We start from the raw sequence: 13516 nt of genomic DNA, 5'->3' as shown, positions 1-13516 counted from the left end.
GCGGCGACGATGGTGTCTGTTCGGGCCGCCCCCCTCAACCCTTCCGGAAAAACCCGAAAATCCGCTCGGCCAGCGCCTGGCTGAGGCCCTCGACCTTGACCAGGTCCTCGACGCTGGCGCGGCTGACGCCCTTGGCCGAGCCGAAGGCGTGGAGCAGGGCCTTCTTGCGGCCGGGGCCGACGCCTTCGATCTCGTCCAGCGGGTTCTTCTTCAGGTCCATGGACCGCCGCGTGCTATGGGCGCCGATGGCGAAGCGGTGGGCTTCGTCGCGCAGGCGCTGCAGGTAGTAGAGCACCGGCGACTTGGGTTCGAGCATGAAGGGCGGCTGGCCGGGCAGGAAGAAGCGCTCCAGGCCCGCGTCGCGGTCGGGGCCCTTGGCGACGCCGACCACGGCGATGTCGTCGACGCCCAGGTCGGCCATAATCTCCAGGGCCGCGTCCAGCTGGCCCTGGCCGCCGTCGACCAGCACGAGGTCGGGGCGATTGGCGTCGTCGCCTTCCTCCTCTTCCTTGACCAGGCGGGCGAAGCGGCGCTTCAGCACCTCCTTCATCATGCCGTAGTCGTCGCCGGGCGTCAGGTCGGCGCCGCGGATGTTGAACTTGCGGTACTGGCCCTTCATGAAGCCTTCCGGGCCGGCCACGATCATGCCGCCCACGGCGTTCGTGCCCTGGATGTGGCTGTTGTCGTAGACCTCGATCCGCTCGGGCGGGGCGTCCAGCTTGAAGGCCTCGGCCACGCCGGCGAGGAGTTTGGTCTGGGCCGAGCCCTCGGCCATCTTGCGGCCCAGCGCTTCGCGCGCGTTGGTCAGGGCGTGGGCGACGAGGTCGGCCTTCTCGCCGCGCTTGGGCACGCTGATCTCGACCTTGCGGCCGCTCTTGACGCAGAAGGCCTCGGCCAGCAGGGCGGCCTCGGCCGGCTGGACATTGGTCAGGATCAGGCGGGGGATCGGCTTGTCGTCGTAGAACTGGCCCAGGAACGCGGTGAGGATCCGCTGCTCCTCGGTGGTGGTCTCGTCCTCGCTCTCATCGGCGTTGCCGGTCACGCGCGGGAAGTAGGCGCGGTTGCCCCAGTTCTGGCCGGCGCGGAAGAAGAACACCTGCACGCAGGCCTGGCCGCCCTCGACGTGCAGGGCCACGACGTCGGCCTCCTCGACCGTCTCGGGATTGATCTGGGTCTCCTGGGCGACGGCCGAGAGGGCGCGGATGCGGTCGCGCAGGCGGGCGGCGCGCTCGAACTCCAGGTCCTCGGCCGCGTCCTCCATCGCCTTGGCCATCTGCGCCATCACCGCGCGGGACTTGCCGCGCAGGAAGGCCTCGGCCTGGTCGACCAGGGCCTGGTAGTCGTCCTTGCCGATCAGGCCGGTGCAGGGGGCGGCGCAGCGCTTGATCTGGTGCAACATGCAGGGCCGGTCGCGCGTCTCGTAGACGCTGTCGCTGCACGAGCGCAGCAGGAAGGCCTTCTGCAGGGTGTTCAGCGTGCGGTTCACCGCCCAGGCGCTGGCGAACGGTCCGAAATAGTCGCCCTTGATCGTGTGGGCGCCGCGATGTTTCCGCAACTGCGGCGCGTCGTGGTCGCGGCGGATGACGATTTCGGGGAAGCTCTTGTCGTCGCGCAGCAGCACGTTGAAGCGCGGCTTCAGCGACTTGATCAGATTGATCTCGAGCAGCAGGGCGTCGGCTTCGGTGCGGGTGGTGACGAACTCCATGGCCCGCGTCGCGTCGACCATGTGGGCGATGCGGTTGGTGTGGAAGCGGCCCTGGGCGTACTGGACGACGCGCTTCTTCAGGCTCTTGGCCTTGCCGACGTACAGCACCTCGTCGGCCTCGCCGATCATGCGGTAGACGCCGGGCGCGTCGGGCAGGCGTGTGACCTCGTCCTTGATCAGGGCGGCGCCGGTCAGGCGAGGGGTGGGGGTGTCGGTCGTTGCGTCGGTCACGGCCGGAGATATAGGCGAGTCCGGCGGGTTCAGCGACGTTCGAGGCTGTGTCTGATGCGCGCTATGACGACGAGGTCGCCGCGCACCTGATACTGGATCACGTACTGGTTCGAATGGAACGAGATGTAGAGCTCGCGATAGCGGCCGTCGCGGCTGACGGTCGCGCGTTCTGGAAAATCCATCAGCCCTTCGATGGCGTCGACAAGCTCCAGGCCGAGGCCGCGCGCATAGGGCGCGCCCCGCTCGATAAGCCAAGCTTCAAGCCTGTTGATATCGTTATTCGCCAGTTCGGTGAAAACGATCCGGCGCACGCGTCAGCGAGGTTGGCCGAAGTTTCGCAGGCGCGCTCGCACCTGTTCCCAGGGAACGCCGCCCGAGCGCTCGGCCTCGTCGCAGATCCGCTCGATATAGTCGGAATAGGCTTTGGAATTCTGGTCGAGGTCGTCTTCGGGCGAGCGGGGCCGCAAACGGCCGTCCCATCGGGTTTCCCTCTCCGCGAGGCCTGGCGGGTCGACGTCGCGCCGCAGGATATCGTGCGCGTAAGCCTCCACGCTCAGCCCCGCCGCCTCGGCGCGAAGCCGCAGGCGCTCGGCGAGCGCCGCGTCGAGGGTCAGGATCAGTTCGCCGTCGGCCATGCGGTCATGATCCGCCCGAGCGCGGAGGGCGTCAATCACGCGGGGAAGGTGGCGGTGACGGTGTAGGTCGCCGGGTTCGATCCCGGGTCGCGAACCACGTCGACCCGCAGGGCGCCGGCGTGCCAGAGGTCCGCGACCAGGATCGGCCGCTGCTCTTCGGAGACGCCGGTATAGACGTACTGCCGCAGCGCCTGGCTGGTCGTCGGAGCCTCGGGATGGCGGGTGGTCGGAGCCGAAGCGGCGCCGGAGGTGTCGGTCATGGGCTCGATCCTCTCAGAGTTTTTCGCCGGCGGCGGTCAGGCAGGCGATCAGGGCGTTCTTCTGCGTGGCGCTGTCGCCGTGGATCAGGTTGGTCAGTTGCAGCGTCGTCGCGCCGGGGCCCAGGCAGGCCAGCATCTTGGCCTCGTGGGCGGAGTCGTAACTCCCGTCCGCCTTGCGCCAGTAGGCCGAGAGCTTGCGGCTGGGGTCGTCATAGGCGGTCGCGATGGTGGTGACCTTGGCGATGCGGTCCTCGGCGGCCTGGGCCTTGACCCCGGCGTCCTTGGCGATCTGGTTCAGCGCGCCGTTCAGCGTCCCGGCGGTGTAATAGTCCTGCAGGTCGGCCAGGGCGGCGACCAGCGGATAGTCGCCGTCCGGCTTGGCCAGGCCCTCGGCGATCTTGGCCAGCACCGCCTTGCGCGAGGCGTCCATCTGGGAGACCACGGCCGGCAGGGTCTTGCTGTAGAACAGCTCCTTGTCGACCGTCGAGCGCACGCCCAGGGCGGCGCTGGCATAGGTGGTCAGGTGGGTCTTGGTCGTGGCGCTCTTGGCCAGGGTGGCCGCGCCGGTCAGGCCGGCCGACACCAGGTCCGCGCCGATGGCGAAGGTCTTCTGTTGCCCGCTGACGGTTCGCACGAAGTCGTCGTAATTGACGTCGATCGCATAGAGGCGGGCGCGGACGATCTGGTCGCGCTTGGTCCGGCGCAGGGCGGGGTCGGTGATCCCGTCATAGGCGGTGACAGCGGCCGGCCGGGTGTCGGCCTGAACCAGGGCCAGCGCCTGTTTCGGGGTCTCGAGCGGCGCGGGATAGCCCTGCAGCGACTGACAGCCGCCCAGCCCGATCGCCGCGACGCCCAGCATGGCGAAGATGACCTGGCGCATGTCTCCCCCTCGAAAGCCGCCCCAGCGCCACATTGGCGTTTATATTGACAATAAACAACTAGAAAGTGTCTTTGACATGTTCGCCGCGCCTGGACTACGCCGCGCCTCATGACCCCGCGCAGCCTCTTCGTCACCCCGCTCTATGAAGCCAGCCTGGCCGGCGAGAAGGGCTTCGAGGATTTCATCGACGCGCTGCACGACGCCTGCGTCGCCATCGCCGAGGAGGACGAGGCCGGTCAGGCCTGGGGCTATAACAAGGGCTATCTGGGCTATACCTCCTACGCCTCGCTGAACGACCTGCCCCAGCGCGACAGCCTGTTCGCCGACCTGAAGAAGAAGCTCGACCGCCACGCCGCCGCCTTCGCGCGCGACCTGTGTTTCGACCTGGCGGGCGGCAAGCTGGTCATGGACAGCTTCTGGATCAACATCCTGGAGCCGGGCGGCCAGCACACCGGCCACATCCACCCGCACAGCGTCATTTCCGGCACGGTCTATGTGACCATCCCGCCGGGCGCCTCGGCCATCAAGTTCGAGGATCCGCGCCTGCCGATGATGATGGCCGCGCCGACGCGAAAGACCGACGCGCCCGAGACCTTGCAACCGTTCGTCTATGTCCGACCCACGCCCGGCGCGATCCTGATGTGGGAGAGCTGGCTACGCCACGAGGTGACGCCCAACCAGGCCGACGAACAGCGGATCAGCGTCAGCTTCAACTACGCCTGGCGGTAGAGCGGAGCGGCTTCGCGCAGGATATCGCGCTTGGACACTTTGTCCAGGACGCCCGCGCGGATGAATTTGCTAGAACTCCTGGCGAGACGGAAAACAAAGATCATCGTTTTCTGGCGATTTCCTGGAGCAGCGCTTTGAATTCGGTAGACTGGTTTCCGCTCGTTTTCTTCCCGCTCAAGATTCTGGTTCTGGGAGTCGGGATGTTCTTCTCCATCAAATGGCATCATGACCAGGCGAAGAAAGAGAAGCAGGACAAGGACCAGTCGAGCTGATCGCGGCGCGTTTCGCGCGATCCCCGCCCTGATCTCCGTTTCGCGTCCGCCGCGTGATGTCTCGCGGGGCGCTTCTCGGAAAAAGCTCAAGCCTCGCCTCTCCGGTAGCGCTTTACGCTAGGGGAGTGTTATCGACCGCCGAGGGATCATCGCCCATCGGTCGATCCGCGGAGGCCAAGTGAGCAAGACGGGCACATCGTTTCTGGTGAACTTCGCCGTGGCGGCGGGGCTGCTGTATGTGTTCCGCGCCGTGCTGTGGCCGTTCGCCCTGGCGCTGGTCCTGGCCATCCTGATCACGTCGCTGAGCGACCGGGTGGTGCGGGTGCTGCCCAACGCCCGACGCTGGATGGTGTTCGTCATCACCGCCGTGATCGTCGGCGGCATCATCGTCGCCAGCATCGCCCTGATGATCGAGGGCGCCTCGCGCATCGTCGACGAGATGCCGGCCATGCTGGCGCGCATCAATCAGCTGCTGGCCCTGATCCATCCGCCCGGCGGCGGGACCCTGAGCCTCGAGGCCCTGTCTCAGAAGGTCGAGCTGGGACCGCTGGCCGACCAACTCCTGACCAGCGTCCAGGACGCGTCGGCGGGTTTCGGCCTGACCCTGATCTTCCTGTTCTTCCTGCTGATCTCGCGGCCGATGATCGAAAAGCGCGTCGAGCGGATCGTCGCCGCGCGCGGCGGGCGGGGCCTGGCCACCGTGCTGGAGCGCAGCTTCGCCGGCGTCGAGAGCTACATGTACGTCCAGACGATGACCGGGCTGATGATCGCCGTGGGCTCGGCCGTGGCGATGTTCGCCGTCGGCCTGGACAACGCGCTGTTCTGGAGCCTGGTGATCTTCCTGTTCTCCTACTTCCCGGTGCTGGGGGTGATGGTCGGCAGCCTGGGGCCGACCCTGTTCGCGCTGCTGCAGTTCCCCAGCCTGACGCCGGCCATCATGGTCTTCGTCGGCATCCACATCGTCTCGTCGATCGTCGGCAACCTGGTGCTGCCCAAGATGCAGGCCGACAGCCAGAACATCGATCCAGCCGCCAGCCTGATCGCGGTGGGCATGTGGACGGTGCTGTGGGGCGTGCCCGGCGCGTTCCTGGCCATCCCGCTGACCCTGGCCCTGATGTACGGCCTGGCCCAGTACGACGACCTGCGCTGGGTGGCGGTGCTGATCTCGCACGATGGCGACCCGACGCCGATGGAGGCGGCCGAGTAGGCCTCGCCCGTCTTCTCGATCCCAAAGCTCTTGCCTCTCCTTGACGCGGGTCAAGGCGCGTCCGCGCGCTTGGGCCAAGGTCGGGGCCTCGGTCATCCGTGGTAAGGAGAGTAGGCCATGAAGCATTATTTCATCGGCGGCGGGATCGGCGCCTTGGCCGGCGCGGCGTTCCTGATCCGCGACGCGAACGTCGACGGCGCCGACATCACCCTCTTCGAGAAGCATCCGACCGTGTTCGGCGGCGCGCTGGACGGATCGCGGCTGCCCGACGGGTCATACTCGCTGCGCGGCGGGCGGATGCTGACCACCGACCACTACGAATGCACCTGGGACCTGCTGTCGACCATTCCCAGCAACGACGATCCCGACAAGACGGTGCTGGAGCAGACGGTGGCGTTCAACAAGCGCAACGTCTCCCACTCGCAAGCGCGGCTGGTCGACCGCAACCTGCACAAGGTCGATGTCAGCCACATGGGCTTTTCGGCCCATGACCGGCTGGAGCTGGTCCAGCTGATGGGCGCGTCCGAGGAGAGCCTGGGCGACAGCCCGATCACCGACTGGCTGTCGCCGCCGTTCTTCGAGACCAATTTCTGGCTGATGTGGCAGACGACCTTCGCCTTCCAGCCCTGGCACAGCGCCGTCGAGCTGAAGCGGTATCTGCACCGGTTCCTCAACGAGTTCCCGCGCATCGACACCCTGGGCGGGGTCAAGCGCACCGTCTACAACCAGTATGACGCCATCGTCGCGCCGCTGGAGCGCTGGCTGCGCGAACGGGGCGTCCGGTTCGTCGGCGACACGGTCGTGACCGACATGGACATCGTCACCGAGCATGGCGAGCACCGCGTCACCGGCCTGACCCTGCTTCAGGACGGCCGCCGCGAGGTCCTGTCGCTGGGCGAGCGCGACCAGGTCTTCTTCCAGAACGGCTCGATGACCGACGCCACGAGCCTCGGGACCATGGACGCCCCGCCGCCGCGCCTGACCAAGGCCGACAGCCAGGGCTGGGCCCTGTGGGAAAAGATCGCCGAGGGCCGCCCCGAGTTCGGCAATCCCGCGGCCTTCAACACGGCGATCCAGCGCAGCCTGTGGGAGTCGTTCACCGTCACCTGCCGCAACCCGCGCTTCTTCGACGCCATGCAGGCCTTCACCGGCAACCGGGCCGGGACGGGCGGGCTGGTGACGTTCAAGGACTCGCGCTGGCTGATGTCGGTGGTCCTGTACCACCAGCCCCACTTCGTGGATCAGCCGGAAGGCTGGTCGGTGTTCTGGGGCTACGCCCTGCATCCCGACCGCGTCGGCGACTTCGTGGCCAAGCCGATGAGCGAGTGCGGCGGGCGCGAGATCCTGGAGGAGCTGTGCGGTCATCTGGGCCTGGGCGCGGAGGTGTTCGAGGACGCCACCTGCGTGCCGTGCCGGCTGCCCTATATCACCTCGATGTTCATGCCGCGCAAGAAGGCCGATCGGCCGGTTCCCGTGCCGGTCAATTCCAAGAACCTGGCCTTCATCAGTCAGTTCGTCGAGGTCGCCGACGACGTGGTGTTCACCGTCGAATATTCGGTGCGCGCCGCCCAGACGGCGGTCTACCAACTGATGGGCGTCGATCGGCCCATTCCGGCGGTGACCCGCCACGATCACGCGCCGTCGGTGCTGCTGCACACGATCGGCAAGGCGATCGCCTGACCGGCCTGTCCCGTCAGTCGTGGTCGATCGAGACGAAGCCGTGCGCCCGCGCCAGGCTCGCCTCGCCGGCCGCGATCCGGGCCGACGGGTTGGGCCGGGGCTCGGCCACCTTGTGCAGGGTGTTGCGGTCGACGTGGCGGAACGGCGCCGCGCGGCCGCGCACCTGCAGCATCGTGGTCGAGACATAGGACCAGCCGCCGTCGGCTTCGAAGGTGACGTCCAGCTGGTAGGAGTCGGTGCGGAACGCCCATTCCAGGAAGTCGCTGGAGCAGAGGCCATAGCCCGGTCCGCCCCGGTCCGCGCGAACGGAAAGGCCCGAGCCGTCGGCCAGCGCCTCGCCCTTGGCCAGGGCCGTCTGGCCGCGCGGGATGGCCAGGGTCTGCAGGATCATCCCGGTCGCCGGCTCGTACAGCCAATAGCCGACCTGGTCGTGGAAGGTGACATCCTCGTCCGAGGCGACGATGTGGATGTGATAGCGCAGGCCGTACAGCAGCTGCGGGCCGTTGGCCTGGGGGTCGATCGGCTGGAGTTCGATGCGCTCCAGGAACTCGCGGCGCTCGGGCCCCTCGGCCTTGGGATTGAGGTCGACGCCCTTCTTGCCTTCCCAGACGCCGGCCAGGCGGCGCAGCGGCCCCAGATTGTCCAGGGTGTTGGGATCGACGTCTTCCGGCTCGGTGAAGATGTCGTCGTAGTCGAAGGTGATCATCGGACGGTCCGCCAAGGTCAAGCTCGGCCTTGCCTCTACGAGACGCCGGGCCGCGTCAAGCGGCGCCGTCAAGCGGGCCTTGTCAGGCCGTCGCCGGGGCGGGGTCGGGAGCCAGCGAGGCCCGCCAGCCCTTCTCCAGCGTCCAGGCGGCGATGGCCAGCCACAGCAGGCCCAGGAAGGCGTGCCCGCGCTGCCAGTAGCCGACATCGTGGCCGGTGCGGACGTTCCACACCCCGGTCAGCAGGGCGAAGACCAGCAGCAGGCCGAAGAACCAACCCAGCGAGAAGTTGGCCAGCCGCCGATAGCCCGGCTTGCCCCACAGGGCCCAGGCGGCGAATAGCGGCGCGAACTGGATGCCCAGGCCCACGCCGCAGGCGCGATGCATCGGGTCGGGCCAGTGGAACACCCCGGCGAAGAAGGCGCCCAGGCCCGTCAGGGCTACGAACAGGCCCGCGAAGGCAGACACCACCCGCCGCCCGCCGGCCTCTTCCAGCGCGTGGGCGAAGCCGGCGCCGGCCAGCAGTCCGGCGAGGCCCGCCAGCATCATGCCGTAGTTGAAGACCTCGGGCAGGGGCGCCTTGGGGCCGCCCAGCTCGCTGATGAACTGCGCGCCGGCGTCGAAGCCGGGGAACAGCCGCTGGGCCACCACCACGTCGGCCACCATGATGGCCGGCGCGATCACGCCGATCTTCAGGAAAGCGCCGGTGCCGCGCACAGCGTGAGACCCTGGTTGGAACGAGAGCCCGAAAATCGCTCCTCGCGGGGAAGCGGTCAATGTTCCCGCGCCCGATTTCCGCGCCGAAAAATTTAGGGCTCCGGGGCAATTTCACCATCTTCGCACGCCAGGGCTTAACCCAACATCGACGATAACCGCGTGGAAGCCGCAAGGAGGCCCCCATGCAGGCCCTTAGCATCGCCGCCGCCGGAATGTCGGCCGCCGCCAGTCGTCTCTACGCCAGCGCCCAGCGCGTCGCCGCCACGGACGCGGCGACCGAGAAGCAGAAGGACGACGACTACGTGAAGGAGCGGACCGAGCAGATCGGCGCGGTCCAGGACTTCAAGGCCAACGCGGTGGTCGCCAAGACCGCCGACCAGATGGCCGGCGCCCTGCTGGACATCAAGGCGTAGAGCCTCGTTATCGCGTCAAAACGGAATCGTTTTGACGCGATAACGAGGCTCTAAATCAAATACTTAGAGCGTGACACGCGCCGAAACCGGTTCCCACTTTCGGCGTCACGCTCTTGGCCTTCCTCCCCCCTCTTGGGCCTGCCCAACGCTTCGGTGCGTCACCCGAAGCGCGCGCGAGCCCACGCCAGACGCCGAAGACGCCCCCGAGTTGTCGGCGTCTGGCCGCCGCCTCCCGCCGCGCCCCCCGTGTCGCGGGAGGCGGCCCCCCTTTCGCGCCGCTCAGTCCGGCGTCAGCACCATCTTCAGCGCGCCCGCCTCGCGGGATTCGAACAGGCGATAGGCCTCCGCGCCCTGGCTGAGCGGCAGGCGGTGGCTGACATATTTCTCGGGCTTCAGCCGCCCCGAGCGGACCAGCGGGAACAGGGCCGGCAGCTCCTCGGGCACCGAGCAGGTCCCGACCCGGAAGGTCAGGCCCGCGGCAAAGGCGCGCTCCAGCGGGAAGGGAAAGCGCCGGGCCTGCTGCACCCCGATCACCGACACCACGCCGCGCGGCCGCGCGAGGCGCAGGGCCGCGTCGACCGTGGCCTCGCCGCCCACCGCCTCGATCACGCAGTCCAGGCCCCGGCCCTTGGTGTCCTCGCGGATCCGGTCCTTGGCCTCGTCGGGCGACAGGGCTATGGCGCCGGCCTCTCGCGCCAGGGCCCGGCGGGCGGGCAGGGGGTCTATGGCGTAGACCACGTGCGCGCCCATCACATAGGCGCTCTCGACCGCCATCAGGCCGATGGGGCCAAGGCCGATCACCGCCACGCTGGCGCCGGGCCGCACCTCGGCGTTGCGCGCCCCGAACCAGGCGGTGGCCAGGGCGTCGGTCATCATCAGCGCCTGCTCCATCGAGACGCCTTCCGGCACCGGCACGGCGTTCATGTCGGCGGCTGGCACGCGCACGGCCTCGGCCTGCGAGCCCTGCAGCCGCGCCGACAGGCCATAGCAGCCGGCCTGGCCGTACTCGCACGTATTGACCACGCCCGAGAGGCACGAGCGGCAGCGCCCGCACCCCACCGCCGCCGGCAGCATCACCTTGTCGCCGACCTTCAGCCGCTGGATGCCGCGCCCGACCTCGACCACCTCGCCCACCGCCTCGTGGCCGACGCAGAACCCTAAGTCCTCGGAGAAGCCGTGGCCGTGATAGATGTGGAGGTCCGAGCCGCAGATCGAGCAGGTGGTGACCTTGACGATCGCGTCGCGATCCGACTGGGGCGTCGGGTCGTCCATGCTCTCGTACCGGACGTCGCGGGCGCCGTGGTAGCGCAGGGCTTTCATGGCTCTTCTCCGATCACAGGGACAGGCCGCCGTCGACGACCAGGGTGTGGCCGGTGACGTAGGACGCCAGGGGCGAGGCCAGGAACAGCGCCGCCCCCGCCATGTCGGCGGGCGTTCCCATCCGGCGCTGGGGGATGGCGGCCAGCGCTCCGGCCAGGCGCTCGGGGCTCTGGGTGGTGACCTTGGTCAGCTTGGTCTCGGCCAGGCCCGGCGCCAGGCCGTTGACCCGCACCCCCTCGGGCGCCCAGGCCTGGCCCAGGGTCTTGGTCAGGCTGATCGCCCCGGCCTTGGAGGCGGCGTAGGCCGGATTGCCGATATTGGCCTTCAGGCCAGAGATCGAGCTGACGATGATCACGCTGCCCTGGCTCGCCGTCAGGGCCGGCTTGAAGCGGCGGGCGCAGGACATCAGGCTGTCGAGGTTGACGGCCATGACCCGGTCCCAGCCGGCCCGCTCGAACTCGCCGCGCTTGTAGACGACCGTCCCCTGGCAGAGGACCAGGACGTCCAGGGTTTCGAACGGCGCGGTCGCGGCCTCGACGGCGTCCGGATCGCCGACGTCGACGCGGGCGTAGGAAAGGCCCGAGAGGTCGGAGCCCTCGGCCGGGTCATAGTCGGCCGCGCTGGCCCGCGTGCCCCAGACGGCGACCTCGGCGCCCCGCGCCTTGAAGGCGTGCGCGATCCCGTTGCCGATCCCGCTGGACCCGCCCACGACCAGCACACGCCTGCCGGTGAAGTCGGTATCGTCGATCATCCTGGCGTCCTCCGTTTTCGAAGGATAGCGCCGGGTGACGTAGGGGCGGTCAAAACATCAAATCCCTCTCTCAAGAGAGAGGGATTTCAAAGGCCTACTTCGCTTGATCCATCAGCCCGGCGAAGCGCTCGAACAGGTACAGGCTGTCCGTCGGGCCGGGCGAGGCTTCGGGGTGGTGCTGGACGCTGAACACCGGCTTGTCGGCCAGGGCGATGCCGGCGTTGGTGCCGTCGAACAGCGAGACGTGGGTCTCCCGCACCGGGGCGGGCAGGGACGCGGAGTCCACGGTGAAGCCGTGGTTCATCGAGACGATCTCGACCTTGCCGGTGGTCAGGTCCTTGACCGGGTGGTTGGCGCCGTGGTGGCCCTGTTCCATCTTCACGGTCTTGGCGCCCAGGGCCAGGGCCAGCATCTGGTGGCCCAGGCAGATGCCGAACAGCGGCTTGCCGCTGGCGACCAGCTTCTGGATTTCCGGCACGGCGTACTGGCCCGTCGCGGCGGGGTCGCCGGGGCCGTTTGACAGCATCACGCCGTCGGGATCGCGCGCCAGGATCTCCTCGGCCGAGGTCGAGGCCGGCACCACCGTGGCGCGGGCGCCGACATGGGCCAGGGCGCGCAGGATGTTGCGCTTGACGCCGTAGTCGACGACCACGACCTCGTACTTGGGCTTGTCCAGCTTGGCGTAGCCTTCCGGCCACGACCACAGGCCCTCGTCCCAGGTGAAGGTCTGGGTGGTCGAGGCGTCCTTGGCCAGGTCCAGGCCTTCCAGGCCGGCCCAGGCCTTGGCCTTGGCGACCAGCGCCTCGAGGTCGAACTTTCCGTCGGGCGCGTGGGCGATGACGCCGTGCGGCATCCCCGTCTCGCGGATCTTGCGGGTCAGGGCGCGGGTGTCGACGCCGGCCAGGCCGATGACGCCGCGCGTCTTCATCCAGGCGTCGAAGTCGCCATTGGCGCGCCAGTTGGCCTGCTGGGTCGGGACGTCGCGGAACAGGGCGCCGCGGGCGGCGGTCTCGGCCACGCCCGTGATCTGTTCCAGGTCTTCGGCGTTCGTGCCGACATTGCCGATGTGCGGGAAGGTGAAGGCCACGATCTGGGCCATGTAGGACGGGTCGGTCAGGATCTCCTGATAGCCGGTCATGGCGGTGTTGAAGCACACCTCGCCGACCGCGTCGCCGACCGCGCCGCAGCCGACGCCTTGCAGGATCGTTCCGTCCGCCAGGGCCAGGACGCCGGTAACGCCGGGGAGAAGGTCTTGGGACATTCTGTTGAGCGCTCCTGAACGCGGTGGCCCGGAATTGGGCGGGGTCATTTTCGCAAAAAGGCGGGTCGGGTGTAACCCCGCCCAGCCCCGGCGCGCCGGGGCGTCTTCCTTGCAAGAAAGCGGACGGGTTTTTGGCCCGTCCGCCGCGCAAACGGCGCGGTGTGTAGGGGGTATGGGGGAGGGGGTCAACCCCGCCTGATCACGCGATTTTCGCTTGGCTCCACATTCCCGTGATCGACGAACGTCCGCCCTCGCGCCAAGGCCCCAAAAGCCCTTATGATGTAAGGCTTTCGAGGCATCGAAGCGCGACGATCACGGGAGGACGGCCCATGCTCGAATTGCGTCCCAACTGCGAATGCTGCGACGCGGACCTGCCGCCGGCCAGTCCCGCGGCCCGAATCTGCACCTTCGAACACACCTTCTGCGCCGATTGCGCCGACCTGCGCTTTGGCGAGACCTGTCCGGACTGCGGCGGCGGGCTGGTGGCGCGGCCGATCCGCCCGGACGCGCAGCTGCACCGCTATCCGGCCTCGCTGCGGCGGGTGCATAGGGGCCACCGGTACGCCCCGCCGCCGAAGCCCGCGCCGGAGCCGGCCCGCTGGGCCTAGATCCGAGCCTATCCGCTTCAAATGGACTTTATTTGAAGTGGATAAAAAGTTTATGGATTCAAATATCTAGAGCGCGTTCTGGCGGCTTGGCCGCTCACACCTAAACCTAACGCGCTCTCGGCCCGGAAAATGGCCAGGACAGT

At 68.2% G+C, this 13516-nt stretch carries 16 protein-coding genes; 5 read left to right on the top strand and 11 right to left on the bottom strand.

Translation table 11 applies throughout. The features are described 5' to 3' along the window. Positions 1-34 precede the first annotated feature (34 nt). Genes uvrC through OR37_RS16830 form a run of 5 tightly spaced genes read right to left on the bottom strand, consistent with a single transcriptional unit; the run spans position 35 to position 3711 of the window. Positions 35-1948: an excinuclease ABC subunit UvrC gene (gene uvrC, locus OR37_RS16850; protein ID WP_085953279.1), complete on the bottom strand. Its 1914-nt coding sequence runs from the start codon at positions 1946-1948 to the stop codon at positions 35-37. Positions 1949-1965: 17 nt separating this feature from the next. Then, a complete protein-coding gene (locus OR37_RS16845) occupies positions 1966-2247 on the bottom strand; it encodes a type II toxin-antitoxin system RelE/ParE family toxin (RefSeq protein WP_004622544.1) in 282 nt (93 codons plus the stop codon). Positions 2248-2250: 3 nt separating this feature from the next. Next, positions 2251-2571 carry a hypothetical protein gene (locus OR37_RS16840; protein ID WP_004622542.1) on the bottom strand — a complete coding sequence of 107 codons (321 nt, stop codon included), beginning with the start codon at positions 2569-2571 and terminating at the stop codon, positions 2251-2253. 35 nt (positions 2572-2606) lie between these two features. Further along, complete coding sequence (locus OR37_RS16835) at positions 2607-2831, bottom strand: hypothetical protein (protein ID WP_004622540.1); 225 nt, start codon at positions 2829-2831, stop codon at positions 2607-2609. Positions 2832-2844: 13 nt separating this feature from the next. Continuing rightward, positions 2845-3711 carry a hypothetical protein gene (locus OR37_RS16830; protein WP_004622539.1) on the bottom strand — a complete coding sequence of 289 codons (867 nt, stop codon included), beginning with the start codon at positions 3709-3711 and terminating at the stop codon, positions 2845-2847. 108 nt (positions 3712-3819) lie between these two features. Between OR37_RS16830 and OR37_RS16825 the strand changes: the two genes are divergently transcribed. Beyond that, entirely contained in the window at positions 3820-4440 is a 621-nt protein-coding gene (locus OR37_RS16825) for a TIGR02466 family protein (RefSeq protein WP_004622536.1), read from the top strand. Here OR37_RS16825 and OR37_RS21885 read toward each other — a convergent pair. Then, on the bottom strand, positions 4425-4802 hold the full coding sequence (locus OR37_RS21885) for a hypothetical protein (RefSeq protein ID WP_165570624.1): 378 nt from the start codon (positions 4800-4802) through the stop codon (positions 4425-4427). The genes OR37_RS16825 and OR37_RS21885 overlap by 16 nt on opposite strands. 88 nt (positions 4803-4890) lie before the next feature. Between OR37_RS21885 and OR37_RS16820 the strand changes: the two genes are divergently transcribed. Next, the gene (locus OR37_RS16820) at positions 4891-5919 is read left to right on the top strand and encodes an AI-2E family transporter (RefSeq protein ID WP_004622534.1); all 1029 of its coding nucleotides are present in this window, start codon (positions 4891-4893) and stop codon (positions 5917-5919) included. 117 nt (positions 5920-6036) lie between these two features. Then, positions 6037-7599, top strand: a complete 1563-nt coding sequence (locus OR37_RS16815; RefSeq protein ID WP_004622533.1) for an oleate hydratase — start codon at positions 6037-6039, stop codon at positions 7597-7599. A gap of 13 nt (positions 7600-7612) precedes the next feature. Here OR37_RS16815 and OR37_RS16810 read toward each other — a convergent pair whose 3' ends face one another. Then, positions 7613-8320 carry an FABP family protein gene (locus OR37_RS16810; protein WP_235046593.1) on the bottom strand — a complete coding sequence of 236 codons (708 nt, stop codon included), beginning with the start codon at positions 8318-8320 and terminating at the stop codon, positions 7613-7615. A 67-nt stretch (positions 8321-8387) separates the two neighbouring features. Continuing rightward, entirely contained in the window at positions 8388-9056 is a 669-nt protein-coding gene (locus OR37_RS16805; protein WP_054508578.1) for a DUF998 domain-containing protein, read from the bottom strand. 146 nt (positions 9057-9202) lie between these two features. Here OR37_RS16805 and OR37_RS16800 point away from each other — a divergent pair, with 146 nt between their 5' ends. Beyond that, on the top strand, positions 9203-9433 hold the full coding sequence (locus OR37_RS16800) for a hypothetical protein (protein ID WP_004622527.1): 231 nt from the start codon (positions 9203-9205) through the stop codon (positions 9431-9433). Positions 9434-9712: 279 nt separating this feature from the next. Here OR37_RS16800 and OR37_RS16795 read toward each other — a convergent pair whose 3' ends face one another. The 3 genes from OR37_RS16795 to carA form a co-directional block, all read right to left on the bottom strand. Beyond that, on the bottom strand, positions 9713-10753 hold the full coding sequence (locus tag OR37_RS16795; protein ID WP_004622525.1) for an alcohol dehydrogenase family protein: 1041 nt from the start codon (positions 10751-10753) through the stop codon (positions 9713-9715). Between the two features lie 13 nt (positions 10754-10766). Beyond that, positions 10767-11504: an SDR family NAD(P)-dependent oxidoreductase gene (locus OR37_RS16790; protein ID WP_004622524.1), complete on the bottom strand. Its 738-nt coding sequence runs from the start codon at positions 11502-11504 to the stop codon at positions 10767-10769. 94 nt (positions 11505-11598) lie between these two features. Continuing rightward, complete coding sequence (gene carA / locus OR37_RS16785) at positions 11599-12765, bottom strand: glutamine-hydrolyzing carbamoyl-phosphate synthase small subunit (RefSeq protein ID WP_004622523.1); 1167 nt, start codon at positions 12763-12765, stop codon at positions 11599-11601. A 329-nt stretch (positions 12766-13094) separates the two neighbouring features. On the opposite strand from carA, the gene OR37_RS16780 reads away from it, so the two are divergent. Further along, positions 13095-13373 (top strand): DUF1272 domain-containing protein, encoded by a 279-nt coding sequence (locus OR37_RS16780; protein ID WP_004622522.1) that lies wholly within the window; start codon positions 13095-13097, stop codon positions 13371-13373. Positions 13374-13516: the final 143 nt, after the last annotated feature.

Origin of the sequence: Caulobacter vibrioides OR37, assembly GCF_000372645.1 — a bacterium.
Taxonomy (GTDB): Bacteria; Pseudomonadota; Alphaproteobacteria; order Caulobacterales; family Caulobacteraceae; genus Caulobacter; species Caulobacter vibrioides_E.
The sequence above is the reverse complement of the archived record's forward strand: the minus strand, read 5'-3'. Positions and strand labels throughout refer to the sequence as shown.

Coding starts and splice junctions, on each gene's coding strand:
- OR37_RS16780 (WP_004622522.1), top strand. CDS start 13,095: ATGCTCGAATTGCGTCCCAACTGCGAATGCTGCGACGCGGACCTGCCG.
- OR37_RS16800 (WP_004622527.1), top strand. CDS start 9,203: ATGCAGGCCCTTAGCATCGCCGCCGCCGGAATGTCGGCCGCCGCCAGT.
- OR37_RS16795 (WP_004622525.1), bottom strand. CDS start 10,753: ATGAAAGCCCTGCGCTACCACGGCGCCCGCGACGTCCGGTACGAGAGC.
- OR37_RS16790 (WP_004622524.1), bottom strand. CDS start 11,504: ATGATCGACGATACCGACTTCACCGGCAGGCGTGTGCTGGTCGTGGGC.
- OR37_RS16830 (WP_004622539.1), bottom strand. CDS start 3,711: ATGCGCCAGGTCATCTTCGCCATGCTGGGCGTCGCGGCGATCGGGCTG.
- OR37_RS16835 (WP_004622540.1), bottom strand. CDS start 2,831: ATGACCGACACCTCCGGCGCCGCTTCGGCTCCGACCACCCGCCATCCC.
- OR37_RS16840 (WP_004622542.1), bottom strand. CDS start 2,571: ATGGCCGACGGCGAACTGATCCTGACCCTCGACGCGGCGCTCGCCGAG.
- OR37_RS16825 (WP_004622536.1), top strand. CDS start 3,820: ATGACCCCGCGCAGCCTCTTCGTCACCCCGCTCTATGAAGCCAGCCTG.
- carA (WP_004622523.1), bottom strand. CDS start 12,765: ATGTCCCAAGACCTTCTCCCCGGCGTTACCGGCGTCCTGGCCCTGGCG.
- OR37_RS16815 (WP_004622533.1), top strand. CDS start 6,037: ATGAAGCATTATTTCATCGGCGGCGGGATCGGCGCCTTGGCCGGCGCG.